The sequence below is a fragment of the Nocardia niwae NBRC 108934 = DSM 45340 genome (assembly GCF_001613465.1).
Lineage (GTDB): Bacteria > Actinomycetota > Actinomycetes > Mycobacteriales > Mycobacteriaceae > Nocardia > Nocardia niwae.
The window spans coordinates 1-23,574 of the sequence record NZ_BDCK01000024.1; the positions used below are offsets into that span (position 1 = coordinate 1).

Here is a 23,574-nt window from a genome sequence, read left to right on the forward strand (position 1 = left end):
CCTGGGGGCCGCCACCGCCACGCGGCGAGGTCGGGCGGGGTGCGCCGCCGCCGCGCGGTCCGCCCGCTCCGCCGGGGCGGGGGCCGGTGCCGCTGCCGCTCACATAACCGGCCCTCCCGGGAGCAGCGCCGCCCTTGACGCCGACCGCCTTGGTGCCCATGGCGCCCAGGGCCGCAACGCCCACCAGGGTGCCGCCGGCCGCGGTGAAACCGGAACCGCCGCTGCCGACGATCGCGACGGCCGGAGTGACCAGTCGCATGAGCGCGGGCAGCACGAACGCCACGCTGCACAGCAGCACGATGGCGACCAGCATGCGCTGGGCCTGCTCACCATCGGGCAGGCCGCCGGTCGGAGTGAGCGAGTCGACGTGACCCGCCGTGGTGAACGCGATCATGTAGACGATCGCCGCCACCGGTTTCCACAGCATGAACGCGATGATCCAGCCGATGAGCTTCTGATAGGACTGCTTACCGATATTCATGCCGGAGGCCGCCGCCGCCAGCGGCAGCACGCCTGCCGCGATCACCAGCAGCCCTTGCCGCACGATGGCGAGCACGATCTGCGCGAGCGCGCCGAGCAGGCCGACGATCGCGATGATCAGCACCAGCCCCGGCGAAAATGCCTGCAACTTACTGGTTTTCACCATCAGCTCGGCGAGATCCTTGGCGTTGCCGTTGGTCGAGTCGTCGATGATCCATTCGGCGAAGCGGTCGGACGCCTGTGTGCCCGCGACGATCACCGCGCCGAGCATCCAGGAGCTGAACACGACGCGAGTGAACATCCGGAACGATTCGGCCGCTTCGTTCATCGCGGCCCCGCGTCTGGCTTCGGCCAATCGCGCGCCGGACAGGATGACCGACGCGATCAACAGCAGGATCTGCGCTTGGTAGGTGTAGTCGTTGATCTTGGTGAACAGCGAGCCGGAATCGCTGGCCGCCTCGTTGGGCACTTTCATCCAGAAGGTCAGAGCCAGGATGATGGCCTCGCCGAGACCGTTCATCAGCGAATCGACCACCTTGCCGAAGGTCGAATCCCAGGCCTTGTCCTTCACCGCCGTCGCCGCCTGGCCGGGATGCGAGGCGGCATTACCCGCCTTGCAGGCGGCGGACGCGGCGTCGCCGAGGCTGAAGCCGGGGAGTCCGACGCCGTCGAGAGTGTCGTGGATTTCGTTGCACGTATTGTCGAAGCCGTACGTCTGGCCGTAGGCCACGGTCGGAGTCGCGATCATCACTGTGAAGATGACCGCGAGGATTGTGACTAGCCGCCTCACCATTGTGTCCACCCATCGATCGAACCGATCGTCTCGAGCGGCTGCGCGTCGCCCGCGGACGACTTCAGTCTCCAGCCACCGTCACGCCATACCACGTTGAGTCTCATGGCGACCCAACTTCGCCCGCCGTGCAGAAAATCACGGGTCTTGCGAGCGACACGAACAACAGCGAAATCGTCACCATAGCTTTCGATTCGAAAAGCGTCGGACGCGTACAGCAGTGGCTTGGCACTCTCCGGCAAGACGTCGGGCACTTTGCCCTCGGCGATCTTGCGCCCCCTGTCGGCAAGTTCCTCGGGGGTGAGGATCACCAATCGCTGCCACAGCGTGTGGTCGGTGGGTCGTGCCACGGTCCGCCAGTAGATCTGTTCGGCGGCCAACGCGGCACCCTGCGGGGTCTTGGCGAATCCCGACGGTACGCCGTTGTCGATGTGTGCCGGTCCATCGGTCGTCGAGAAGGGAATGATGGGTCCGCCGTACACCTGCTGCCAACCACCAGGCTGGTTCGTCCCGCCCGGCGCGCCGGTCCGCCACTCCGGATCGGCCGGCGTCCGTTGCGTACCCGACTGTGGAAGAGCCTGTCCGGCAGGATCTTTCGAGATATCGAAACGATGACCGAAGGAGTCCTTATCGGAACCGATGAATGACGACTCGGCAGCAGGCCTGCCAGACGGACTCTCCGAGGTCGTCGTCTGCACGACCCGGTCTTGCGGCGTGTCGTCCTGAACAACGACCACAGTGACAACTGCGGCTACCGCCACCGCTAGTACCGCGCCTGCGCCGAGTACAGCCAGCGGCATGCGCTCAGGAGACCTTCTACGGCTCACCACTTCGTCCACCCCTGCAAGGACTCGATGTACTCGGTCTGGGCATTGTTGGTGGTTGCGGGCTTCAGCCGCCAGTCACTCGCGTCCCACACCATGACCAGCCGCGTCGCCGCCCACAGCTGTTTGCCGTCCACCACCGGGCCCCTGGTAGCCAGCCGGACGATGGCCAGATCGTCGGCGTAGTCGTCCACCTTGAACGCGTCCGAGGCGACGAAGTAGCGGGTCACCTTCTCCGGCTGCTGCTCGGGCAGGCGGTCGTCGGCCAGCGCCTTGTCGTAGGCGGCGATCTGCTGGGCGGAGACACGGACCTGGCGCACATACAGGTCACGGTCGGCGGGACGGGCATTGAGCCGGTAGGTGATCTGCGCCGCGGCCAGCACCGCGCCCTGCGGGGTGTGCGAGTAGCCGACGGCCAGGTCGTCCTCGATCCGCGTCGGCCCGTCCGAGGTGGAGAACGGGACGGAGGCGCCGAAGACCCGTTGCCAGCCGTGCGGCTCGGTGGTGCCCTCCGGCGCCGCGGTCAGCCAGTCCGGGTCGGTGGGCTTGCGCTGCCGGGAGGGGTCTTGCGGAAGCGGTTGTCCGGCAGCGTTGTTCGGTATGTCCACGCGCCTGCCGAGGATGTCCACCTCGGGGCTCGCGAAGCCGGTGCCGCCCGAGCCCTCGGTGACGGCGGGGGCGCCGCCTACCGGCTCCTCGTCGCGGCTGACGAAGACGAAGATGCCGACGACCACGATGAGTGCCAGCACGGCCGCGGAGGCGATGATCCCGAAAGAGACACGGTCGCGCGCGTACGACTCCCTGTCGCTCACGTCGGTGCCTCCAGTTTCACGATGTCGGTAGGTAATGCGTCGATCGAATCGAGCGGTCTCGCGGTCGAGTCCGGATCCGGCAGCCGTAATCTCCAGTCGTCGCCGAACCACTCGACCGCCGTGTGGTGCACCGCCTTCGACCGGTCGGAGTATTCGGTGTACACGTCGACGGTCGAACGCCATTCGGTGTAACCGGTGATCTTGTAGCCGAGCAAACGTGGCGCGAACTCCGGGGCCGCCGGGCCGGTGACCGACAACTGCACCCGGTTGATCGCCCACTCGTCCTTGGCTGCCCCCGGAACCACTTCTCCGGCAGCTATTTTCGCCCACTGCGTATCGGCCGCCACCGCGAGGCGCACCGAGTGGGTCAGCGCGGCGACGGCCGCACCGCGCGGCGAGCGCTCGAAACCGGTCGCCACGCCGTCGGCCGTGGACCGGGGTCCCTGGTCGGTCTGCGGCAGCGGCACACCTTGGAACGGCTGCCACCGCACGTTGGTGGGCGCGGCCGAGAGGTCCGGCTCCACCGAGTCCGCACCACCGCCGCAGCCGACCGCCGCGAACAGCAGCGCGGCGCCGACGACTCCGGCCGCGGGGCGGCGGATGTCGCGCCGCCACACCGTGGAGTCCGCCGGTCGCAGTACTGTCGAAGTCATTCCCGAGTCGTCCCCGTCCCGCTCCGCCGGCTCACGCGGGCAGGAACGCCAGGGCGATCCCCGACGCCGTGCTCGCCACCACGGCACCCAGCAGGCTCATCAGCACGCCGTGCGAGGCATCGTTCATGGCCAGGTCGCTGCGGAAGACCAGCCACAGCTTCCCCGCGGACACGATCATCCAGGCCAGGCACACCAGCAGGACGAACCACAGCAGCCAGTTCAGCAGTTGCATCAGCGGCGCCAGGACATCGGCGGGCATCTGCTTGTAGGCCAGCAGCTCCGCCGCGGACATGCGTACGGTACCCATCGTCGGCCTCAGGTACCGATGACGGCGTTCATGATGGTGCCCGCGCTGGTGGCGACCACGCCGCCGATCATCGCGCCCGCCACCATCTTCGGCGACTCCAGGCCACCGCCGGTCCACTTCTCCCAGGCGAATTTGCCACCCGCGTAGACGATGCCGCAGATGCCGGACAGCAGGACGAACCAGGTGAGATAGCGCACCAGCTGCAGGATCTTCTCCGAGCCCGGCGGCGCCTCGGGCGTCGGATTACCGACTTGCGCGAGGACGGTGCCGTACGTGTCCTGCACGGCGAGGAGGAGCGTGCTCATCGGGTGCCTTTCTCGAATAGTGGGTGGTTGTCGCCGATTCGATGCGAACGTTCACTCATCGGGCGGCTTTCGGAGATCCGGTGACCGGCGGTCGTAGCCGGCCTCCTCCAGTGCCGTCCGAGCGGCCGCCACGATGTCGGCGCCGAGCTCTCGGACATCGAGCGGGACTTCCTCCAGCAGATCGAGCTTGCGTTTCCTGGATGGCATCGGATCACCGGGCGACCACACCGGCAGCTGCTCGGGTTCGACCAGCGTCCATTCCTCGTACCACGGCACCTGCCACACCTGTCCGGCCAACGAGGCGACCACGTCGCGGTAGCGCCGGATCTCCGGAGCCATCCGGCCGGGCCGGGCGGCGACGGTGATCAGGCCGAGCACGTCGGAGGGACCGGCGAAACCCGAAAGATGTTGGCGCAGTAGGTCGTGCGCGCGGGACAGACCGGCGATGGTCTCTCGTGCGACGAGGACGACGAACGGACTTTCGCGGTCGAAGACGCCGGGCCAGCGGCGGCCCGAATCCGCCGCGGGCGCAAGCACATGCGCGAGGGTACTGGCTCCGGCTCCACCGTGCACACCCAGCAGCCAGACCAGCGGCGCCCGGCCGACACCCGGCACGGGACGGTCCCAGACGGCGGCGCGGCGGGACTCCGGCGGAGCGATCACACCGGCGGGCGCTGGGTCGGGCTGACGCGGAAAAATCATGGCGGCGGTCATGATGCCACCCCGGCGAGCAGCCGCCCATACGCCCGGCGCGTCTCGGCGGCCAACGAGGCGTGCCGCACGAGTTCACCACGGGCCAGATGCGGATCGTAGGGAATCTCCCTGATATCCCGAACCCAGCCGGACAGGTGTTCACGCAAATGATCGGCTACCCGGGAATCGTCGCCGGGGTACTGATGTGAGACGACGATCGTGGTGTCGCCGACGACGCCGCCGCCGTGCCCTTCCCCGGTCTCGCCGAACTGGTCGTCGAGCCATTCCAGGGCGACTCGCAGCCGGTTGGCCGCGTCGTTGCGGGCCGGAATGGCAAGCACCAGAGCCACATCCGCGTCATCGAGCAGGGGAAGCAGTTGCCGGGCGGCAATCGGATGTCCCCCGTCGTAGACGCCGGTGTATCCGGCCTCGCGCACCGCGCGGGCGACCGTGAGATAGGTCGCACGCCTGCGCAGTGGCGCGGCGTCGCGCCAGAGCAGCCCGATGCCCGAAGTCGCCCGTGACAGGCACTCCTTCAGGGGCGCGGGCTCGTCGTCACCGCGTCCGTACAGCCAGGACTGCAAACTGATCGGGTGCAGGTGCTCGTCCGCGCCGCGCAGCGCGAGATCGCTGCCCGACGAGGTGGCGTCCACCGCGACCGTCGGCGTGCCGCCCGAACCGAGCTCACCCGCCAAACCCAACGCCGTCGTGGTGGTACCCGCACCACCGCAGCCGCCGACCACCAGGATCGGCCGCTGCACCGGATGATCCGCTTCCGAGCCGTCGCCCTTGCCGCGCCGCAACCGCACCACCGGAGCCTTGGAACGCACCGGCCGGCTCGACGCCGCGCCCTCCCCGGGCGCCTCGTCGAGCCAGCGGCTCCAGTCCTCTCCCATCGCCTCTGCTCTCCTCTATCCGGCCGCGATACCCGTGATCAGGGTGCGACCGTCGATCACCGCGGTGGTGACCGTCTGCCTGCTGTACGTGGCGGGCGCGCCGCCGGGCCGGTATTCGGTGACCTCCACCGAATACCGGTTTTCTCCGACCGTCACGATCCGCACGCAATGCGTCGTGCCCACCGGGACGGAATCGATCCCCCGCTGGATGATCGGCGCCGGCTGGACGTTGGCGTCCGGCGCGACGGCCGCGCGAGCTCGTTCGCCGGAGCGTTCCACGTAATACGCGTACTGGAACGACAGCACCGCGTCCGGCCCGGAGCCCGTGCCGCCCGCCTCCGCGCTGCGCACGATCGCGTCGGTGCGCTCCGTCGGGCAGGCGCCGACCGCGCGAGGGTTACCGACCGCCTGGGCGCCCCCGACGGTGAGCTGCACCGACGCGGAAACATGCGAGTCCCTCGGCTGCGCGGCGCGGTCGGCGGCAGAGCGCAGCAGGAGCAGCACACCCACGGCCACGACGGCGATGACGAGCACCGCCACGATCACCAGGATCAGCAGCCGGGCCCGGCGTACGGCCGGGTGGGCGCGGGCGGCCTGCCGTAGCGCGCGCGACTCCGCGGGACGCGGGCGCTCGACCGGGTCGTGCTCGTCGTCGGCCCACGGGAACGGCACGGGGTCGGTGTGCCGCGGCGCGACATAGTCGTCGTCGGGGCCGGGGGCATGGCCGCTCACCACCCAATCCGACCAGCCGCCGGTGAACTCGCTGCGCTGGGCGGGCAGATCCGACGGAACCTCCTCGGGCCTGCGCTGCCACGGCTCGTCGTCGCCGCGGAGGTGGTCAGGGAGGTGGTCGGGGTAGCGCGAAGGCCTGTCGTCGTCCGCGGGGATGATGGTGTTCGCCTCATCCGGCTCGCTCTTCTCCGGCGCACCGGTATCCGGCTCCAGAGCGCCGTACCAGCGGGAAAGCTGTTTGTACGACTTCAACATTCCCCCATTCCCGCAGAGCAGGGCACGCAGTATCGCATCGTCGGACCCTCTCGGCGATCAGTTCGTGGAGAACGGGTAGGTGTTGGGTGTGCCGGTTCGGTCGGTGGGCGGAATCGATGTCACGCCGCTGGATGAGGCGCCATCGGCTCCTGTCCCGAACGGAAATTGTCCCGTACCGGACGAACTCGGCGTGGGAGACGCGCCGGAGCCGTCCCCGAAGAATCCGGTCGGCTGTTTCTCCAGCACGGGCCGGGGCTCGGCCTTGCCGCCGAAGGCATCGGCGATGTCGCGAGCGATCGCCGCGAACCAACCGGCGACGAATTGGGTGGGAGCCTCACCGTTCGCCGCGACGACGGCGCTGTTGTAGCCGGTGTGGCGCTGCACGGTGTCCCAGTAGCGCACCCACGTGGTCGTGTTCAGCAACTCGCTGTTGTCGGTGATGTTCTGCACCACCGCGTCGAAGGCCTGGGTGATCAGCCGGACGCCGGTGGTGGGCGGAATCAGCTGGGGGACGGCGCCGAGCAAGCGGGCGCCGAGTGACAACAAGGCGGCGGGCGGATTCGCCAGGCCGGCGGTGGCCAGCTCGGAGATGTTCGCCGGATTGATCACCGTCCGGACCACCGCGATCACGGAGTTCAAGCCGATCATGCCGACCTTCAGCAGCGCCTGCAGCGCGCCGGGCAGATTCAGCGGCGTGCGCGGATCCGAGGCGTCGGCGAGACGCTGCGAGATCGACTTCTCGGGCGAGATCGACAGGGTGGCCAGCGAATTGCCCGCGATGTCCGCGTTCACCACTTGGGTCGCGGTCTTGATCGAGGTGAACGCCAGCGCTTGCGCGATCGACACCAGCGAGGCGATCGGGTCGCCGCCGCTGAGTTTGGACTGGCCTGCCACATTGGCGACCGCCTTCAGGATGGGCGCGCCGTCCGGGGCGTCGCAGGCGAGATCACCCGCCGCGCAGAAACTCGCCACCCGGCCGGTGAGTGCGCCGAAGTTCGCGGCCTTGTCCCGCTCCGGTCCGATGCCGCCGCCGGTCGCAGGCGCCTGTGGCAGCGCGGCGATGGATGCCAGCCGGTCACCCGTGGTGCCCGGCGCCGGGTCCGGCGTCGCCTTGCCGGGCGCGCCGGGAAACAGCGGCGCACCGGGATTGCGGGTCGGGTCGGCGAACAACGCTACGGCAGCGACCTTCTCGGCGGGCAGCACACCGCGGCCCTGGCCGACCTCCTGCGCGAACATCGAGGCGACGTGCGCGCCCTGCGAATATCCGACCACCGCGAAGCGGCTGCCGGGGCAGGCATCGGCGACGGTTTCGGCCATGCCGCGCAGACGGGCGAGGCCGCCGGCCACCGATTCCGAGTAAGGCGCCGCACCACCGGCTGTCGCGCCGCCGAAACCGGATTCGTAGGGCACGTAAGCGCGATCGACCAGGCCGGTATCGGGAGCTTTCGCCATCATCGGCCGGAAGACCGTGGAGAGCATGCCGGTGTCGGTGGTGGGCGCCGCGTCCGGGGAGGACTCACCGGTGCCCTGAATTCCCAAGGCGTACAACGCGGGACAGGTCGTGAGCCGAATCTTCGTGGAGGGACCGGGATCCGACGGCTCCGCTGTGGCGACACCGGCGGTCGCCACAGCCACGGCGAGTGCTACCAGCATCCCCGAGAGTCTTGCCGTGTATCCAGTCATAGCGATCCGCAATCAAGTCGTCTGCCGCAGCTACCTCAACGCCATGAAACGCCATAGACGGTAACAGATTCCGGCTATTACTGCCGCATCCACGGAAAACTTCCACGACACACCGACATGAACGCGACACACCGCGGCGCGTTCAGGAAATCTGTCCGACAACTTTCCGGCAGACCCGCCTGGGTTGACAAGCCCCGGAAACGGAAGCTCGGGCGAATCGAAACGCCTTGCGGGATCAGGAGATCAACGGCTTACAGACCCAGGCGTGGGCGCGCTCACGCCGCGGAGGTGACGCGGTAGACGTCGTAGACGCCCTCCACGTTGCGCACCACGTTGAGCAAGTGCCCCAGATGTTTCGGATCGCCCATCTCGAAGGTGAACTTGCTGATCGCCACCCGGTCGCCGTGCGTGGCCACGGAGGCGGACAGGATGTTGACCTTCTCGTCGGCCAGCACCTTGGTCACGTCGGACAGCAGCCGCGTGCGATCGAGCGCTTCGATCTGGATCGCGACCAGGAACACCGAGGACGGCGACGGCGCCCAGGACACGTCGATGATCCGCTCGGCCTGCTCACGCAACGAACCGGCGTTCGTGCAGTCGGTACGGTGCACGCTCACCGCGCCGCCACGGGTCACGAAGCCCATGATCTCGTCACCGGGCACCGGGGTGCAGCACTTGGCCAGCTTGGCGACCGTGCCCGGGGCGCCGGGGATCAGCACGCCCGCGTCGCCGGTGACCCGCTGCCTGCTCGGCGTGGTCGACGGGGTGGAGCGCTCGGCCAGCTCGTTCTCCACGTCGCCGATGCCGCCGAGCTGCGCCATCAGCCGCTGCACCACGTGGTGCGCGGAGACCTGGTGCTCGCCGACCGCGGTGTAGAGCGTGGAGATGTCGGTGTAGTGCAGTTCGTGAGCGACGGCCGTCATCGCGTCGACGCTCATCAACCGCTGCAGCGGCAGCCCGACGCGGCGGACCTCCTTGGAGATCTGCTCCTTGCCGCTCTCCAGCGCCTCCTCGCGCCGCTCCTTGGCGAACCATTGGCGGATCTTCGCCTTGGCGCGCGGCGACACCACGAAGTTCTGCCAGTCGCGGCTGGGCCCGGCGTTCTGCGCCTTGGAGGTGAATACCTCGACGACCTCGCCGTTCTCCAGCTGGCGCTCCAGCGCGACCAGGCGCCCGTTCACCCGGGCGCCGATGCAGCGGTGGCCCACCTCGGTGTGCACGGCGTAGGCGAAGTCGACCGGCGTCGACTTCTGCGGCAGCGTGATCACATCGCCCTTCGGCGTGAACACGAAGATCTCCGGCGATTTCAGGTCGAAGCGCAGCGACTCCAGGAATTCGGCCGGGTCGGCCGCTTCCCGTTGCCAGTCCAGCAGCTGGCGCATCCACGCCATGTCGTCGACCTCGGCGGTGTCGTTGGAGTGTTTGCCGCGGGTCTCCTTGTAGCGCCAGTGCGCGGCGATGCCGAACTCCGCGGTGCGGTGCATGTCCTGGGTGCGGATCTGCACCTCCAAGGGCTTGCCGTCCGGGCCGACAACGGTGGTGTGCAGCGACTGGTAGACGCCATAGCGCGGCTGGGCGATGTAGTCCTTGAACCGGCCCGCCATGGGCTGCCACAGCGAGTGCACCACGCCGACGGCCGCGTAGCAGTCGCGCACCTCGTCGCACAGGATGCGGATGCCGACCAGGTCGTGGATGTCGTCGAAGTCCTTCCCCTTGACGATCATCTTCTGGTAGATCGACCAGTAGTGCTTCGGGCGGCCCTCGACGATCGCGTTGATCCTGGAGGCGGCCAGCGTGTTGACGATCTCGGCCCGCACCTTCGCCAGGTAGGTGTCGCGCGAGGGGGCGCGGTCGGCGACGAGCCGGACGATTTCGTCGTATTTCTTCGGGTGCAGGATCGCGAAGGCCAGGTCCTCCAGCTCCCACTTCACCGTCGCCATACCGAGGCGGTGGGCGAGCGGAGCGATGACCTCCAGCGTCTCCTTGGCCTTCTTCGCCTGCTTCTCCGGCGGCAGGAACCGCATGGTCCGCATGTTGTGCAGCCGGTCGGCCACTTTGATGACCAGCACGCGCGGGTCGCGGGCCATCGCGATGATCATCTTGCGGATGGTCTCCGCCTCGGCGGCGGCGCCCAGATTGACCTTGTCCAGCTTGGTGACGCCATCGACGAGGTGTGCGACCTCGGAGCCGAAGTCCTGAGTGAGCTGTTCGAGGCTGTAGCCGGTGTCCTCCACCGTGTCGTGCAGCAGCGCCGCCACCAGCGTGGTGGTGTCCATGCCGAGTTCGGCGAGGATGTTGGCCACGGCGAGCGGGTGGGTGATGTAAGGGTCACCCGATTTGCGGAACTGATGCTTGTGCCGCTCGTCGGCCACGTCGAACGCGCGCTGCAGCAGCGTCAGGTTCGCTTTCGGGTACAGCTCGCGGTGGACGGTGGCCAACGGCTCGAGCACCGGCTTGACCGCCGCGATGCCGCGCTGCCCGGTCATGCGCCTGGCCAGGCGCGCACGCACCCGGCGCGAGGCCGAGGACGGCACGGCGGAGGAGGCGCCGGGCTGACGTGGAGGCGTCGCGTTCGCCGGCGTCGGCGGCTTCGCGGCCTGCGCGGCGTCGGTGGCGCCCGCACCGTTCGGCCGCGGGCCCGACGTCGATTGCTCGACCTTCGCCTCGCCCAGATGCTGAGTCATGCCACCACCTCTCCGCGCCTCGATCGGACCACCCTATCCGACCGGTGCAACCTCCCGGACCACCAACTTTAGTCCGGGCGGAGCACCCACGTCCGCTCCGCTGACGAAGGTTGCGCCCGGGGGTGTCGGGACGAGGAAGGGAGGCGGTCTCCAGGGCACCGGGCGCCGGCCACGAATCGGACGACCGCAGTCCATTCACCCCGGTAGCCAACCCGTGACCGACCGCCGTTCGATACGCCATAAAGAACGCGATAACCAGGGCATTCGCTGCAATCGAAGCGCGGTTGCGACGACTCGGGAAGCAGAGCCGGCCCCGACCGGTGATCGAGGGGGAATCGCGAATTCTGCGAGCGAGTCCGCGTCAGCGAATCGCGGCGGGCCGGGATCCGGACAACGGAGTACGGGCGGATCCTGGCTCCGGACGCAGGGAGTGACCGTCGATTTCGGCGGCGGGAGCGACATCGAGGATGTCGAGCACCGTCGGGGTGATGTCGACCAGGGTCGCTCGAGTGCTGGTGGCGCCGGCCCGGAAGTCCGGGCCGCGAGCGATGACGAAGTTGGTCGTCTCGTCCGGCGACTGACCGCCGTGGCCGCCCTTGGGCGTGTGGCCGTGGTCGGCGGTGACGAGCACGGTCCACCGTTCGGCGGGATGGGCGGCGGTGCGGGCGTCCACGGCGGCGATGATGCGACCGACCAGGGCGTCGATACGCGTGACGGCGTCCAGATAGGCCCGTGCAGCGCCGCCGGCGTCGTGACCGGCGTGATCCACCTGGTCCAGATGGGTGAACAGCAGGTCGGGCGCGAATTTGACGATCGCGGCGGCCACGGCTTCGGCGGTGGCGGCGTCGGTGCGGGACTCGTCCGGATCGTCCGGCACGGGCGCGGTGGAGACGACGACGTCAGCGCGCGGGCTGCCGCTGCCGGTCATGGTGGCGATCTGGTCCCAGGTGGCGATGGATTGCGTCTTCAGCGCCGGCCGCGCCCGTTCGAGCCGGGTGAAGACCGACGGGTAGCGCGTGAACGGTTCGGCGGTGAACTGGTTGTTCGTGATGCCGCGCTTGCGATCCCATACGCCGGTCAGCACACTGGCCCACGACGGGCCCGAGATGGTGATGTGCGGGGCGATCGACGAACGGCTCAGCAAACCTTCGCCGCTCAGCCGCAGCAGATTCGGCGCCTTCGCCTGCTCGATCTTCTCGTACATCAGACCGTCCAAGCCGATCACGACCACCTTGGCCGCAGGCGTCTCGCCCAGCGCGACGCCTGCCGCCGCGGACAGCGGCAGGAACACGGCCGCCGCGGCGGCAACGACTTTCGACAGCAGTCGCGCTCGGCTCATACCGCGACCATGCGGGACCGTCCGGCACGCGCGATAGCCCGCCGCGGCACTGTTCATGGACGTTTCACCGGGGGCCACACTGCTTGTCGCCCCACTGAACAGGCCTTGAACACGGAATAGCGGGAAGCTATATCCCAACTTCACGAAGAGTCGCGGCCAGGTGAACGCGGAGTTTCCGGCCCGCGCTCCCGCAGACCGCGATCCGCGGCTTGACACGCCTTCGACGATATGGCCGACTGGCCCTCGTGACCGCAGCGCGCACCGCCGGGTGCATTCGCGTCGCGGCCGTCGCCGACCTGCACATGCGCGCGGCGGTGGCCGGACGCTTCCGTCCCGACTTCCGTCACCTGTCCGCGGACGCCGACATCCTGCTGCTGGCAGGCGATCTCACCGATGGCGGCACCCGAGCGGAAACGGATCTGCTGTGCGCCGAACTCGACGGCCTTCGCGTCCCTGTGGTCGCCGTGCTCGGCAACCACGATCACGATCACCGATCGGGCTACCTGATCGCGGCACGGCTCACCGCACTGGGCATCCACGTGCTGGACGGCACCGCGATCACGCTCGAGGTCAGGGACACCCGTCTGGGGATCGCCGGGGTCATGGGTGGCAGCGGCGGCTTTCCCGGCCATCCCGGCACCCCGGACGAGGGGTCCGCCGAACACCGCGTCCGCATGCGACGCGGTCCGCTCGACGCCCTCCGCCTGCGCCAGGCACTCGACCTCCTCGACTGCGAAACCCGCATCGCTCTCATGCATTTCGCTCCGGTCGTCGACACATTGGCCGGTGAGCCGCCCAAGATCTATCCCGGACTCGGCTGCCATGATCTGGCCGAATCGGTGGACGCGGGCGGGGCGACGCTCGCCGTGCACGGACATGCCCATGGCGGAACGGAATTCGGGCGCACCCGAGGCGGTGTGCCGGTGCGCAATGTGTCCTACCCCGTGCTGGGCCGCAGTTACGCCGTCTACGAGATCGTCCCGGGCTCAGAGCGCCCGGAGGACCGCGGTCGCGTACCGTCCCGGCCATGACCGTCGCCCGTTCGCTGCTGCTGTTCGCCCTCGCGGCGCTCGCCGAGATCGGCGGCGCCTGGCTGGTGTGGCAGGGCTGGCGCGAACAGCGGGGCGTCGTCTGGATCGCCGCGGGCGTCCTGGCCCTCGGCGCCTACGGTTTCGTCGCCACCTTCCAGCCCGACCCGAACTTCGGCCGCATCCTCGCCGCCTACGGCGGTGTCTTCGTCGCCGGGTCGCTGGCCTGGGGCGTGCTGGTGGACAAGTTCCGCCCCGATCGCTGGGACTACCTCGGCGCGGCGATCTGCCTCGCCGGCGTCGCGGTCATCATGTACGCGCCGCGTCGCTGACCCCGGGGCACTGCCCTTACAACCGTTTCGGCAGGAACCCTCGCCATGCCGATTCGAGGCCGAAACGCCGCGGGCGACGCGGCGGGCGCTTTCACTCCGGCGCGCCGAAAGCCCACACCGCCGCCGGCCGGCCGGTCGCTTTGACGCGACGTCGTTCGGTGGTGCGCGCCAGGCCAGGGATGGCCGCCAGCGTGCGGTTCAGGTTCGCGGCGTCGGGCCGGGCTCCGGACAGCGTGGTGGCGGCCGCCACGGCCCTGGTCGCGGGAAATTCCGCGCCGAGCAGGGCTCGGGTGAACGTCAGGTCCTTCCACAGCAACCGCGTCAAGACATCGCGGGCCTCCACGACGATGCGATTGTGGTCGAACGCCAGCTGCGGCACCTCGTCGAACCCGGTCCAGCGCGCCGGTCCTTCGTGCGGCCCCACCACCGCCCACATCGCGATCGACAACGTCGGACCGCGCGGGTCACGGTTCGGTTCGTCGAAAGTCACCAACTGCCCCACCGCGCCGATGGCTGCCTCCGGGACGCCCAGTTTGGTGTGCACCGCTCGCCGCGCCGCGATCGCGAGCCGCTCCCCCCGGCCGAGCAGCACACCGGGCAAGGCGGGTTGTCCCGCGAACGGCTCCATCGCGCGGGGTGCGATCCCGAACCGGACGCCGCCGTCCTCGTCCCAGAACCGCAACGCCACGACATCCACCGACACAACGGACTGTTCCACGGCCATTCATCCTGCCCGACCGGCCGCGCGTCCGTCCGGCGGTGTGCCCTGGAAGATGCGGCGGGCAATCACGCCGCGGCGGCATACGCCGTGCGTGCGCGATGGCGGCGGCCGGGGCCGTGGGCGGTCAGGACGACCGGCACGCCGAGTGTCCGGGCCAGCCACGGCACGGGATCGTCCGGCATTTCGCTGAGAACGGGCTCGGCGCGCATCAGCAGCCGGGTCAGCGCGCGCTGGTGATCCAGGTCCTGCCCGCGCCCTGCGGGCACCGCGTCGCGAGAGACTCCGTCCACGATGTATTTCGTTGCGGCGTATCGCCTTCCGGGTAGGTCGAGGTGATTGACCGCGAGGCCGTCGATGCCGCCCGAGACCTCGATGGCGTAACGCAGCAACACGGTGTCCAAGTGGCCGAGGCGGAAATCGCCTTGATATCGACCTGCCTCATTGTGCGGCTCGGGAAAGTCCAAGCAGGGGTCCTCGGTGGGAAGCGGGCCCGCGCCGTGGCGGGTCTGATAGGTGCGGGTGACGCCGAGTACGTAACCCGACTCGCCGATCTCGGCGAGCATCGCACGCGCATTGCGCGGCTCGACGGTCGACCAGGTGGTGTGCGGATGGAACCCGCGCCACTCGTCCAGCAGAACGCCCTGCGCCCCTTCGAACACCAGCGTGCCCCGCCGCGCGAACCGAGCCAGTTCCTCGTCGCCGACGATCGCTACCGCCGCGGCGAACTCCCGGTACATCTCCACCAGGTCGTCTATCGGTTCGTACCGGTGTCCACTCGGCGCGATGAGCGGCCCGTAGTGTTCCGCCAGCGCGCGCAGCTTGCGCCGCAGCACCAGGGGACGCAGGCAATCCGCCACAGTAGGAGCCGGGTGAACGAGCGCGTATCCCGCGGTCTCGCCGATCCCCCGGCCGCACGAACCGTGCCGCGCGGAACCCCGCGCATCCTCGCGAGCACGGTTGGCGGCGACGTGGATCGGCGTGGTGAGCAATGCCCGCCCGTCGATCCGGATCGACGACAGCGGGTCGCGCACGCCCAGTGCGGCCAGCGCGCGCGCCTCGGCAGCCAGCGCGATCGGCTCGACCAGCATGTGCCGCGACAGCAGCGTCGGCACGCCCGCGAAAGTCCCGGACCCGAACTGCGCGAAGGTGTGGTGGCGTCCCTCGGCGATCACGTTGTGCGCAGCCTGCGCTCCCCCGTTGAACCGGACCACGGCGGCGACATCGAGTTCCTGCTCGGGGGCGCACAGCCAGTCGACCGTCGCGCCCTTACCCGCGTCCCCGAATCCGAGATCCACGACGATGATGTGCGCCCCGAACATCATGTGTCCTTCCGGTCAGCCGCGGCACGCGGCAAGGCCCGCGCACTGTCGGTCCCGAGCGCCTTACCGACCGACGCGGCCTCGGCCACCGATCCGACGTCCCGCAAGTCCGCCAGCCCGGCGGCCAGGTCGACGCGTTCTTCCGCCAATCCGATGGTCAGCGCGATGAGTTCGCACACCGCGGCAGGGTCGTCCAGGCGCAGGAAGTTCTGGCCGAGCAACCCGCGCCAGTGCTCGGCGATCTCCGGGTCGTGGAAGTAGCTCGACTGGTTGGGCAGGATGTAGTGCACGTGCCACCGTTCGGCGAGCTCACGGTAGATCGATTCCACCGAGATGTCCTGTCGCGCATTGTCACCGATGATCGCGCGGATGTGCCGAGAGGCCAGCCGCGGCTTGTTCAGTTCGTCACCGATCAGGAACAGGTAGCCCTTCTTGCGTCGCTTCTCCCACGCGTCGGTCGCGGTGTGCGTCGCCAGGAAATAGGCGGCCAGTTCATAGCTCTCGGACTTCTGCCCACCGCCTCCGCCTTCCAGGAAGACGGCACGCAATTGCTCGTCCATCCGATTGTCGGATTCGAATTGGCCGATCTGTAGTGGCACGCGGTCGGTGTCCGCGTCGCCGATCGCGCCGAACAGGATCTGCGGATCCTCCGCATAGCCCTTGCGCCGGAGCAGACCGTGGAGTGTGCCCAGCTTCTCCTGCATGATGCGCGGGACCCGGCCCATTGATCCGGTCACGTCGAATAGCACCGCGATGGGCAGCGAGTGGCCGTGCTCGGCCGAATCCCGGCACTCGCGCACCGCCACCCCGAGCGGATCAAGCATCGGATGCACCCGCCAGTTCGCGTGCGGCTCGGCCCGCATCTCGGCGGTGTAGCCGAAGTCATCGAGACCCCGAGCGGCGCGGAAAGTTTTGGCCGCGTGATAGGCGGAGTCGTCCCAGTGTCCGTATCCCATAAGATCACACCCTCTCTGTGTTTTAGTCTATATGACTAAAACTTGGCCGGTCAAGGATCGCCCCATCGGCGTACGACGGGGCGATCCGGCCCGGAACGGGCTGCCCGCACTCGAGCCCGAGGACATCACCTCCGACCCGGAGAGACTCGAATCAGTCCGTGGCGTCCCCGGCTTCGAGCCGTCCGCCGATCAGCATCGTTCCCGGCCCTTGCCGTCCGCCGGGGCCGGAAAGCCACCGAACATTTCCCGCGGTGAGCGCTCGTCACACTCCCTGCCGAATTGATCTCGCCGCTGTCCGGGCGGCTGGTCTTCCGCGGCCGAGACGACCTGCGCGTACTGCGCACGGCGGCCTACGGCAGCCTTGCCGGCCTGGCTGGACGGAGGAGATCGGCGACGGCGCACGGCGCGTCCTACTGGCCGGCGCCACGATCGGACCGTTCCGGCTGACCGATGCGCTGGTGATCGGGCTCGACGAGCAGGGCCGCATCCGCACGTTGCAGCCACACCTGCGTCCGTGGCTGACGCTCACCTATCTCGCGGTACGACTGGCACCCCGCCTGCTCGCACACCCGTCCGTCCTGCTACGAGCGGCCCGAGCCGCGTGAATTCCGGTCAGCGCCGCGACCTGGCCGGCGTCCGCCGGACGTGGCACGACTGGGACGAGACAGCCGAGATCGTCCAGGACGGACACCGCTCGGTCGCCGAGGCCACTCTCGGCGATGGACCAGCGGAGCAACAGTCACCTATGTCTCCGCCAAGCCCTCCTCCGTGAGTTCGAGGCGCCGGGTCACCCCGATGTCGTCGAGGAAGCGCGAGTCGTGACTCACCACGATCAGCGCGCCCTCGAAGCCGGCCAGCGCCTGGGTCAGGTGTTCGAGACTGGGCAGGTCGAGGTTGTTGGTCGGCTCGTCCAGCAGCAGCAACCGCGGCGCCGGATCCGCCAGCAGCAGCATCGCCAGCGCCGCACGCAACCGTTCACCGCCCGACAGCGCCGCGGCGGCGACGTCGGCGTCCGCGCCGCGGAACAGGAAGCGAGCCAACTGGGCCCGGATCCGCTCCGCGGAGGCGTGCGGCGCCGTCGAGGCGACGTTCTCGAACACCGATCGCCGCTCGTCGAACACGTCCAGCCGCTGCGGCAGCATCCGCCACGGCACCTTCGGTCCCTCTTGCGCGATGCGCCGCAGCAACGTCGTCTTGCCGACGCCGTTACGGCCGGTCAGCGCGATCCGCTCGGGACCGGACACCCGCAACGTCACCGTCGGCCCGCACGCCAGCTCGACCTGGTCCAACTCGATGACGTCCTGGCCGGGATACAACCGGGTGCCGGGCAGCTCCACCCGGATCTCCCGGTCGTCGCGTAACAGCTCCTTGGCCTGCTCGAGCTGATCCTTGGCGGTGTCGAGCTTCTCGATGTGGTTGTTGCGCAACTTGCCCGCCGACACCTGCGCCTGCCGTTTGCGTTCGCCCATCACGATTTTCGGCTCGCGCTTCTGGTCCCACATCTTCTGCCCGTACCGCTGTCTGCGGTCCAGTTTGACGCGCGCCTCGACGAGTTCGCGTGCCTGCCTGCGGACATCGCTGCGCGCGTCCCGGATCGCGGCACGCGCCGCGTCCTGCTCGTCGGCGATGATCCGCTCGTACTCGCTGAAATTCCCACCGAACAACCGGAGTTCGCCGTGCCGCAGCTCGGCGATGGACGCCATCCGCTCCAGCAGCTCCCGATCGTGACTGACCGTGAGCACCGTGCCGGAGAATTGGCCGATCACCTCGTAGAGCCGTGCGCGCGCCACCCGGTCCAGGTTGTTCGTCGGTTCGTCCAGCAGCAGCACGTCCGGCTCGGCGAGCAACTCGGCGACCAGCCCGAGCAGCACCGTCTCGCCACCGGAGAGGGTGTCGAGCGTGCGGTCGAGCTGGTGCACCGAATCGGCGACGTAGTGCAGTCCGAGCCGGGCCAGCAACGCCACCGCGCGCTCCTCGACGTCCCAGTGATGCCCGACCAGGTCGAAGTCGGCTTCACCGCCTTCGCCTGATTCGATGCGATGCAATGCTTTTCGGACTTCCGCGATGCCGAGCACCGCATCGACCCGCTGCCCGGCGCTCAGACCGAGATCCTGGCGCAGATACCCGAGATGACCGGTGACCGTGACGGAGCCGCGAGCGGGCTTCAACTCCCCCGCGATCAACCGCAGCAGCGTGGACTTGCCCGCCCCGTTTCCGCCGACGAGGCCGATGTGCCCCGGACCGAGTACGGCGTCGAGCCCCTCGAACACGGGGGTGCCGTCCGGCCAGCCGAAAGTGAGATCGGAAAAAGACAGATTGGTCATACCAGCTCCCAGAGGTTGCGACGAACACGGCGCGCGATGGCGGGCCGCACGAGTGGCTACCTCAAATGAGCAACGGCAGACTCCGATCAACGGGGATAAGACCTGTACAGGTTAAACACAATCGCGGCACATTCGCCAGTGCGATTCGGATCACACATCCGTGTCAGGACGACGCTCCGATGGCGGCGGCCACGGTCGCGGGCAGCGGATAGGGTCGCTCCTCGGGAATGGCCCGAGCCGCCGCCTCCAGCTTCCCCGCGGCCACCATGGTCCGCAGCTGCCGAACGTCCCCGGTGACATCGCGGATTCCGGTGATCCAGCGGTCGAGGTAATGGTCCACCGCGATATCGCCCAAGCCCACTTGCAGGGAGCGGTAGGACAGCGGCCGAAGCGCGAGATCACGCTCCGGGTCCCACTGGAGGCGTACCGGACTCGCCCGCAACCGCTCGGCCCAGACTTCGCGGTCGGGGAACAGTGTCCGCTCGTAGTGGCTGAGGCAGGCATGCGCCAGTGCCCACTCGAATCCGGAACGGGTGATCGTGATCGCCAGGACACGTTCCTGGCCGGGCTTGCTCGCCCACCCGCAGCGATAGATCATCCACAGGAACGAGGGCTTGATCCAGGTCATCCGCTCCCGCCGGAACGGGGCGACGAAAGTTCCTGCGGCAACGGCCGGTTCGGCGATCTCCGCGGAGTATGCCAGGTAGACGACGATCGTGTGCTCGTCATAGACCGCTCGGATCCGCCGCGGCGGCTCATCAGGTCGCATGCCGCGATCCTGGCAGCCGCCGCGGTCCCCCCGCAACAGGTTTCGGCGGGGCTCCTCCCGCACGCCGAGCGGGTCCCTGTGGACTCAGAGCTGAACGATCGACGTCAGGGGGTAGTCGCCCTGACGTGCGCGTCCGCCGAGGAACCCGAGTTCCAGCACCACCGCGGCGGCGGCCACCTCGGCGCCCGCCTGCTTGAACAGTTCGGCGGCAGCGGCGAGGGTGCCGCCGGTGGCGAGGACGTCGTCCAGCAACAGGACGCGACGGCCCGACAGGTCGATGCCGTCCGCGGGAATCTCCAACGCGGCGGTGCCGTATTCGAGGCTGTACTCCCGGCTGATCACCGGCGGCGGCAGCTTGCCCGCCTTGCGAATGGCGAGCACGCCGGTACCGAGCGACGCGGCGACACCGGCTCCGAGCAGGAAGCCGCGGGCATCGACGCCGGCTACCAGGTCGGCGTCGGGGGCGCAGGCGGCCAGGCAGTCGACCACCGCGCGGAAACCCTCGGCGTCGGCGAACACCGGGGTGAGATCCGCGAAACGGACACCGGGTGTGGGGAAGTCGTCGTGCCAACGGGTCAAACGGTCGACCACCTCAGCGGCTTTGGTGGTCCGTTCGGCGGCTACGCCCTCGGATTCGATTGCCGCGTGCTTGCTCATCGACACCTCTCCATGATCACATCACCCAACACCGTCGATCACCGCTCGAGCACCCACCGGTCCATGTTCCAGCCGGATCCGGCTTGGGTGGGGGCGGCGATCCCATTGCGCAACCCCTTGCCGAAGGCGATCGTGCGCGGAGTCGCGAACAAGGGGATGCTCGGTAGCTCCGCCCACAGCAGGTTCTCCGCCTCGGTGAGCAGATTCAGCTGTACGGCCGAATTGTCGTCGGCCCCGAGCTGATCGGTGATCGCATCGTAACGGCCGTTGCCGAATCGTCCGAAATTGAGCCCGCTACCGGTGCGCAACGCGCTGGTCGCGGCCACTCCCGCCAGCGAACCCGCCGGACCGGGCGCCGCCGCGGTGCTGCCGAGGACGGCGTCGACCTTGCCCTCGGTGAGCCGGGCGGGGGTGAAGTCGGGTGCACCGGCGTCCACCACGGTGATGCCCGCCGGTTTGCAGGCCTCCGCGATGAGGGCGACGGTCTGCGCACGCCGATCGTCCGGAGCCACGTAGCCGATCCGCACGGTGGGGTTCGGCGCACCGGAGGCCGCGACCGCCCTGGTCGCGTTCGTCACGTCGCCACCGGAGTAGTTCTTCGACGCGCCGATCACGGCCGGATAGAACAGGGAATCCTGCTGCACGACATGGGCGTTCAGCGGGCCGGAGCCGAGCCCGGTCTTCGGCGCGTCCGGCGCCTTGCCGAGCTTGTCGAACAGCGTCTGGCGCGGCAGGCACAACGCGAAGGCCCGGCGCGCCTCGACCGAGGCGAACACGCCCCCGGTCGCGAGCACCAGCTGCTCGACGCCCCGGCCGGGCAGGGTCTGCACCGAGAAGCCGTTCAGATTCAGGTCTTTCACCGACTGCGCGCCGATGTCGAGCACACCGACGGCATTGTCGCCGACCTTCTTCTTCAGATCGAAGGTTTTGGGCCATACCACGATCCGGCCGGTCGCCGGTTTGTTGCCCCACCACCGTTCGTTGGCCACCAGCACCAAGCCGTCCTCGCTGCCGAAGGACTCGATGCGGTAGGGCCCCGACGAAGGGAAGCGCGACAAGTCCAGCCGGCCGTCGGGCGGAATGGTCCAGCCGGTGTTCCAGAACTCCGCGATCCTGCCGAGGGCGTTCGGGTCGCCGGTCTGCAACGCCGACACGACATTGGGCACGTTCGCCACCCGGGCCGCGATGTGCGCCGGCATCAGCTCACCCGCAGTGAACAGGGTGCGCCACGGCAGATAACGCCGCCCGGGCCGGAAGACCACCGTGGCATCCCGTGAGCCGGGCTGGCAGTCGACCCGCTCGATGGCGTCGTAGCCGCTGGTGCTCGCGGCGTCGAAGAGGGGAACCGGACCCCGGTCCCCCGGCTTGGTGTACCGCCCGCTGCGAGCGGCCCAGGCCAGCACCAAGTCGTCGCAGGAGGTCGGCACACCGTCGGAGTACACGCCGTCGGGGTTGAGGCGGTATTGGATGGTCTGCGACTCGCCGGGCACCTCCTTGGCGGTGCCGAAGTCGGTGTCGGCGACCTGCTGGCCGTCGGGACCGGTGTAGAAGAAGCCGGTCAGCACCCGGGAGAACACCGCGGGGGACCCGGAACTCGCCCCCAGCGTGCTGCCGCCGTTATAGGTGGCGATGGTGGCATCTGTCGCGTAGCCGATGGAGGGCACCTGATTCTTGCTGGAGCAGCCGACCATCAGCCCGGCGGCCAGCGTGCCCGCAGCAAGCGCTCCGATCAGTCGTACCGCACTGCGTGGCTGTCGCATGAAACCCCTTGCCTGGTGTCAGTTCCGCCTCTTGTGCCGTTTACCGCTCGGGCGCGCGCCGGGCCGCGGCGTCTGCCCGGCCGCACGCTGCCTGCGCGGCGTCTCGTCGAAATCCCGGCCCGCCGCCACGCCCGCCCGGCGCTCGGCCGCGGCGCCCGCTCGGGCGCTCGCCGCACCGGCCCGCTTGGCCAGGACCTTCTTGGTGTGCGCCGCCACGGGCCCCCAGCGTTCCTTGATCGAGACCAGCAGCGGGGTCGCGAAGAAGATCGAGGAGTACGTGCCGACCAGCAGACCGACCAGCTGCACCAGCGCCAGGTCCTTGAGCGTGCCCACGCCCAGCATCCAGACCGCGATCACCATCAAACCGACGATCGGCAGGATGCCGATCAGGGCGGTGTTGATGGAGCGCATCAGCGTCTGGTTCACCGCGAGGTTGGCCTGCTCGCCGTAGGTGCGGCGGGTCAGGTGCAGGATACCGTGCGTGTTCTCTTCGACCTTGTCGAACACGACGACGGAGTCGTAGAGGGAGAAGCCGAGAATGGTCAGGATGCCGATCACCGTGGCCGGGGTGACCTCTAAACCGACGAGCGAGTACACGCCTGCGGTGACGGTGACGTCGAAGGCCAGCGCCGCCAGCGCCGCGATGGCCATGTGCGTCTCGAAGCGGACCGCGATGTAGACCGCGACGAGGACGAGGAACACCGCGAGCGCGATGAGCGCCTTGCGGGTGATCTGGCTGCCCCAGGTCTCGCTGACGTCGGACGTGCTGATCGCGGCCCGGCTCGGGTTGCCGGTCTTGTCCTTCGGCTGGAATTGCGTGAACAGCGCATTGTTCAGCGCCTCCACCTGCTTCTGGTCCAGCGCCTCGGAACGGATCAGCATGGTGGCCGACCCGCCGGTGCCGACCGTCTGCACCGAGACCGGGTCGGTGCCGATGGCGCCGCGGTAGACGTCCTCCACCGCGCTGGTGGTCGCGTCCCCCGCCGGGAACTGGATGCGCGAACCGCCCTCGAAGTCGATGCCGAAATTGAACCCGCGGAAGATGATGCTGCCCAGTGAGACGAGCACGATCACGGCGGTGATCAGGTACCACATCCGGCGCTTGCCGATGACGTCGATGGCGCCGGTGCCGGTGTAGAGGCGGTTGAAGAAGCCGTGCTCGGGCGCCCGCGGCGCACCGACCGCCGGGAACACGTCGGTGATCTCGGCCGCGCTCGTCTTGTCGAGCGAGGGGGTGGTGTGGCTGTTGGTCATC

Annotated in this window: 23 protein-coding genes; 3 read left to right on the forward strand and 20 right to left on the reverse strand. The window is 68.8% G+C overall.

Annotation, left to right across the window (positions count from 1 at the left end; translation table 11 throughout):
- The 12 genes from NNI01S_RS16280 to NNI01S_RS16335 all read right to left on the reverse strand — a co-directional run.
- The coding region (locus tag NNI01S_RS16280) for a conjugal transfer protein TraG N-terminal domain-containing protein (protein WP_245676203.1) at positions 1–1,228 on the reverse strand (1,228 nt) is incomplete at its 3' end.
- 38 nt (positions 1,229–1,266) lie between these two features.
- Positions 1,267–2,070, reverse strand: a complete 804-nt coding sequence (locus NNI01S_RS34565; protein ID WP_063917516.1) for a DUF8175 domain-containg protein — start codon at positions 2,068–2,070, stop codon at positions 1,267–1,269.
- A 23-nt stretch (positions 2,071–2,093) separates the two neighbouring features.
- Entirely contained in the window at positions 2,094–2,906 is an 813-nt protein-coding gene (locus NNI01S_RS16290) for a DUF8175 domain-containg protein (RefSeq protein ID WP_063020970.1), read from the reverse strand.
- On the reverse strand, positions 2,903–3,559 hold the full coding sequence (locus NNI01S_RS16295) for a DUF8175 domain-containg protein (RefSeq protein ID WP_245676204.1): 657 nt from the start codon (positions 3,557–3,559) through the stop codon (positions 2,903–2,905). Before NNI01S_RS16295 ends, NNI01S_RS16290 begins: the two co-directional genes overlap by 4 nt.
- 31 nt (positions 3,560–3,590) lie before the next feature.
- Positions 3,591–3,851 (reverse strand): hypothetical protein, encoded by a 261-nt coding sequence (locus NNI01S_RS16300; RefSeq protein ID WP_063917527.1) that lies wholly within the window; start codon positions 3,849–3,851, stop codon positions 3,591–3,593.
- Between the two features lie 23 nt (positions 3,852–3,874).
- A complete protein-coding gene (locus tag NNI01S_RS16305) occupies positions 3,875–4,171 on the reverse strand; it encodes a hypothetical protein (RefSeq protein ID WP_039799032.1) in 297 nt (98 codons plus the stop codon).
- Positions 4,172–4,222: 51 nt separating this feature from the next.
- A complete protein-coding gene (locus tag NNI01S_RS16310; RefSeq protein ID WP_063020972.1) occupies positions 4,223–4,885 on the reverse strand; it encodes a DUF6668 family protein in 663 nt (220 codons plus the stop codon).
- Positions 4,882–5,760, reverse strand: a complete 879-nt coding sequence (locus tag NNI01S_RS16315; protein WP_063020973.1) for a MinD/ParA family ATP-binding protein — start codon at positions 5,758–5,760, stop codon at positions 4,882–4,884. The genes NNI01S_RS16310 and NNI01S_RS16315 overlap by 4 nt, the downstream gene beginning before the upstream one ends.
- A 15-nt stretch (positions 5,761–5,775) precedes the next feature.
- Positions 5,776–6,747 carry a DUF8176 domain-containing protein gene (locus NNI01S_RS16320; protein ID WP_063020974.1) on the reverse strand — a complete coding sequence of 324 codons (972 nt, stop codon included), beginning with the start codon at positions 6,745–6,747 and terminating at the stop codon, positions 5,776–5,778.
- Between the two features lie 57 nt (positions 6,748–6,804).
- On the reverse strand, positions 6,805–8,400 hold the full coding sequence (locus NNI01S_RS16325) for a cutinase family protein (protein WP_084488851.1): 1,596 nt from the start codon (positions 8,398–8,400) through the stop codon (positions 6,805–6,807).
- Between the two features lie 305 nt (positions 8,401–8,705).
- Positions 8,706–11,114 (reverse strand): RelA/SpoT family protein, encoded by a 2,409-nt coding sequence (locus tag NNI01S_RS16330; protein ID WP_063020976.1) that lies wholly within the window; start codon positions 11,112–11,114, stop codon positions 8,706–8,708.
- Positions 11,115–11,475: 361 nt separating this feature from the next.
- Positions 11,476–12,453 (reverse strand): alkaline phosphatase family protein, encoded by a 978-nt coding sequence (locus tag NNI01S_RS16335; protein WP_084488853.1) that lies wholly within the window; start codon positions 12,451–12,453, stop codon positions 11,476–11,478.
- A gap of 245 nt (positions 12,454–12,698) precedes the next feature.
- On the opposite strand from NNI01S_RS16335, the gene NNI01S_RS16340 reads away from it, so the two are divergent.
- On the forward strand, positions 12,699–13,484 hold the full coding sequence (locus NNI01S_RS16340) for a metallophosphoesterase family protein (protein WP_245676206.1): 786 nt from the start codon (positions 12,699–12,701) through the stop codon (positions 13,482–13,484).
- Positions 13,481–13,813, forward strand: a complete 333-nt coding sequence (locus tag NNI01S_RS16345) for a YnfA family protein (RefSeq protein ID WP_063020977.1) — start codon at positions 13,481–13,483, stop codon at positions 13,811–13,813. The genes NNI01S_RS16340 and NNI01S_RS16345 overlap by 4 nt, the downstream gene beginning before the upstream one ends.
- Before the next feature lie 91 nt (positions 13,814–13,904).
- Here the strand turns inward: NNI01S_RS16345 and NNI01S_RS16350 are convergent, their stop codons facing one another.
- The 3 genes from NNI01S_RS16350 to NNI01S_RS16360 all read right to left on the reverse strand — a co-directional run bounded on the left by NNI01S_RS16350 (position 13,905) and on the right by NNI01S_RS16360 (position 16,809).
- Positions 13,905–14,531: an NUDIX hydrolase gene (locus tag NNI01S_RS16350; protein ID WP_084488917.1), complete on the reverse strand. Its 627-nt coding sequence runs from the start codon at positions 14,529–14,531 to the stop codon at positions 13,905–13,907.
- Positions 14,532–14,599: 68 nt separating this feature from the next.
- The gene (locus tag NNI01S_RS16355; RefSeq protein ID WP_063020979.1) at positions 14,600–15,853 is read right to left on the reverse strand and encodes an adenylosuccinate synthetase; all 1,254 of its coding nucleotides are present in this window, start codon (positions 15,851–15,853) and stop codon (positions 14,600–14,602) included.
- Positions 15,853–16,809: a hypothetical protein gene (locus NNI01S_RS16360; RefSeq protein WP_063020980.1), complete on the reverse strand. Its 957-nt coding sequence runs from the start codon at positions 16,807–16,809 to the stop codon at positions 15,853–15,855. Before NNI01S_RS16360 ends, NNI01S_RS16355 begins: the two co-directional genes overlap by 1 nt.
- A gap of 458 nt (positions 16,810–17,267) precedes the next feature.
- Between NNI01S_RS16360 and NNI01S_RS36005 the strand changes: the two genes are divergently transcribed.
- Positions 17,268–17,414: a hypothetical protein gene (locus NNI01S_RS36005; RefSeq protein WP_245676208.1), complete on the forward strand. Its 147-nt coding sequence runs from the start codon at positions 17,268–17,270 to the stop codon at positions 17,412–17,414.
- Positions 17,415–17,552: 138 nt separating this feature from the next.
- On the opposite strand, the gene NNI01S_RS16370 is transcribed toward NNI01S_RS36005, so the two are convergent.
- From NNI01S_RS16370 to secF, 5 genes are all read right to left on the reverse strand, one after another.
- The gene (locus tag NNI01S_RS16370; protein WP_063020981.1) at positions 17,553–19,133 is read right to left on the reverse strand and encodes an ABC-F family ATP-binding cassette domain-containing protein; all 1,581 of its coding nucleotides are present in this window, start codon (positions 19,131–19,133) and stop codon (positions 17,553–17,555) included.
- Positions 19,134–19,296: 163 nt separating this feature from the next.
- Positions 19,297–19,902, reverse strand: a complete 606-nt coding sequence (locus NNI01S_RS16375; RefSeq protein ID WP_063021182.1) for a DUF4291 domain-containing protein — start codon at positions 19,900–19,902, stop codon at positions 19,297–19,299.
- Between the two features lie 84 nt (positions 19,903–19,986).
- Positions 19,987–20,559 carry an adenine phosphoribosyltransferase gene (locus tag NNI01S_RS16380; RefSeq protein WP_063020982.1) on the reverse strand — a complete coding sequence of 191 codons (573 nt, stop codon included), beginning with the start codon at positions 20,557–20,559 and terminating at the stop codon, positions 19,987–19,989.
- A 38-nt stretch (positions 20,560–20,597) separates the two neighbouring features.
- The gene (locus NNI01S_RS16385) at positions 20,598–22,319 is read right to left on the reverse strand and encodes an ABC transporter substrate-binding protein (RefSeq protein ID WP_063020983.1); all 1,722 of its coding nucleotides are present in this window, start codon (positions 22,317–22,319) and stop codon (positions 20,598–20,600) included.
- An 18-nt stretch (positions 22,320–22,337) separates the two neighbouring features.
- Complete coding sequence (gene secF / locus NNI01S_RS16390) at positions 22,338–23,573, reverse strand: protein translocase subunit SecF (RefSeq protein WP_063020984.1); 1,236 nt, start codon at positions 23,571–23,573, stop codon at positions 22,338–22,340.
- Between the last annotated feature and the right edge of the window lies 1 nt (position 23,574).

What these genes read in the sequence shown, in the direction of transcription:
- NNI01S_RS34565 (WP_063917516.1), bottom strand. Translation starts at nt 2,070, where the DNA reads ATGCCGCTGGCTGTACTCGGCGCAGGCGCGGTACTAGCGGTGGCGGTA.
- NNI01S_RS16295 (WP_245676204.1), bottom strand. Translation starts at nt 3,559, where the DNA reads ATGACTTCGACAGTACTGCGACCGGCGGACTCCACGGTGTGGCGGCGC.
- NNI01S_RS16300 (WP_063917527.1), bottom strand. Translation starts at nt 3,851, where the DNA reads ATGTCCGCGGCGGAGCTGCTGGCCTACAAGCAGATGCCCGCCGATGTC.
- NNI01S_RS16305 (WP_039799032.1), bottom strand. Translation starts at nt 4,171, where the DNA reads ATGAGCACGCTCCTCCTCGCCGTGCAGGACACGTACGGCACCGTCCTC.
- NNI01S_RS16310 (WP_063020972.1), bottom strand. Translation starts at nt 4,885, where the DNA reads ATGACCGCCGCCATGATTTTTCCGCGTCAGCCCGACCCAGCGCCCGCC.
- NNI01S_RS16315 (WP_063020973.1), bottom strand. Translation starts at nt 5,760, where the DNA reads ATGGGAGAGGACTGGAGCCGCTGGCTCGACGAGGCGCCCGGGGAGGGC.
- NNI01S_RS16320 (WP_063020974.1), bottom strand. Translation starts at nt 6,747, where the DNA reads ATGTTGAAGTCGTACAAACAGCTTTCCCGCTGGTACGGCGCTCTGGAG.
- NNI01S_RS16325 (WP_084488851.1), bottom strand. Translation starts at nt 8,400, where the DNA reads ATGCTGGTAGCACTCGCCGTGGCTGTGGCGACCGCCGGTGTCGCCACA.
- NNI01S_RS16330 (WP_063020976.1), bottom strand. Translation starts at nt 11,114, where the DNA reads ATGACTCAGCATCTGGGCGAGGCGAAGGTCGAGCAATCGACGTCGGGC.
- NNI01S_RS16335 (WP_084488853.1), bottom strand. Translation starts at nt 12,453, where the DNA reads ATGAGCCGAGCGCGACTGCTGTCGAAAGTCGTTGCCGCCGCGGCGGCC.
- NNI01S_RS16345 (WP_063020977.1), top strand. Translation starts at nt 13,481, where the DNA reads ATGACCGTCGCCCGTTCGCTGCTGCTGTTCGCCCTCGCGGCGCTCGCC.
- NNI01S_RS16355 (WP_063020979.1), bottom strand. Translation starts at nt 15,853, where the DNA reads ATGTTCGGGGCGCACATCATCGTCGTGGATCTCGGATTCGGGGACGCG.
- NNI01S_RS16360 (WP_063020980.1), bottom strand. Translation starts at nt 16,809, where the DNA reads ATGGGATACGGACACTGGGACGACTCCGCCTATCACGCGGCCAAAACT.
- NNI01S_RS16370 (WP_063020981.1), bottom strand. Translation starts at nt 19,133, where the DNA reads ATGACCAATCTGTCTTTTTCCGATCTCACTTTCGGCTGGCCGGACGGC.
- NNI01S_RS16375 (WP_063021182.1), bottom strand. Translation starts at nt 19,902, where the DNA reads ATGCGACCTGATGAGCCGCCGCGGCGGATCCGAGCGGTCTATGACGAG.
- NNI01S_RS16380 (WP_063020982.1), bottom strand. Translation starts at nt 20,559, where the DNA reads ATGAGCAAGCACGCGGCAATCGAATCCGAGGGCGTAGCCGCCGAACGG.
- NNI01S_RS16385 (WP_063020983.1), bottom strand. Translation starts at nt 22,319, where the DNA reads ATGCGACAGCCACGCAGTGCGGTACGACTGATCGGAGCGCTTGCTGCG.
- secF (WP_063020984.1), bottom strand. Translation starts at nt 23,573, where the DNA reads ATGACCAACAGCCACACCACCCCCTCGCTCGACAAGACGAGCGCGGCC.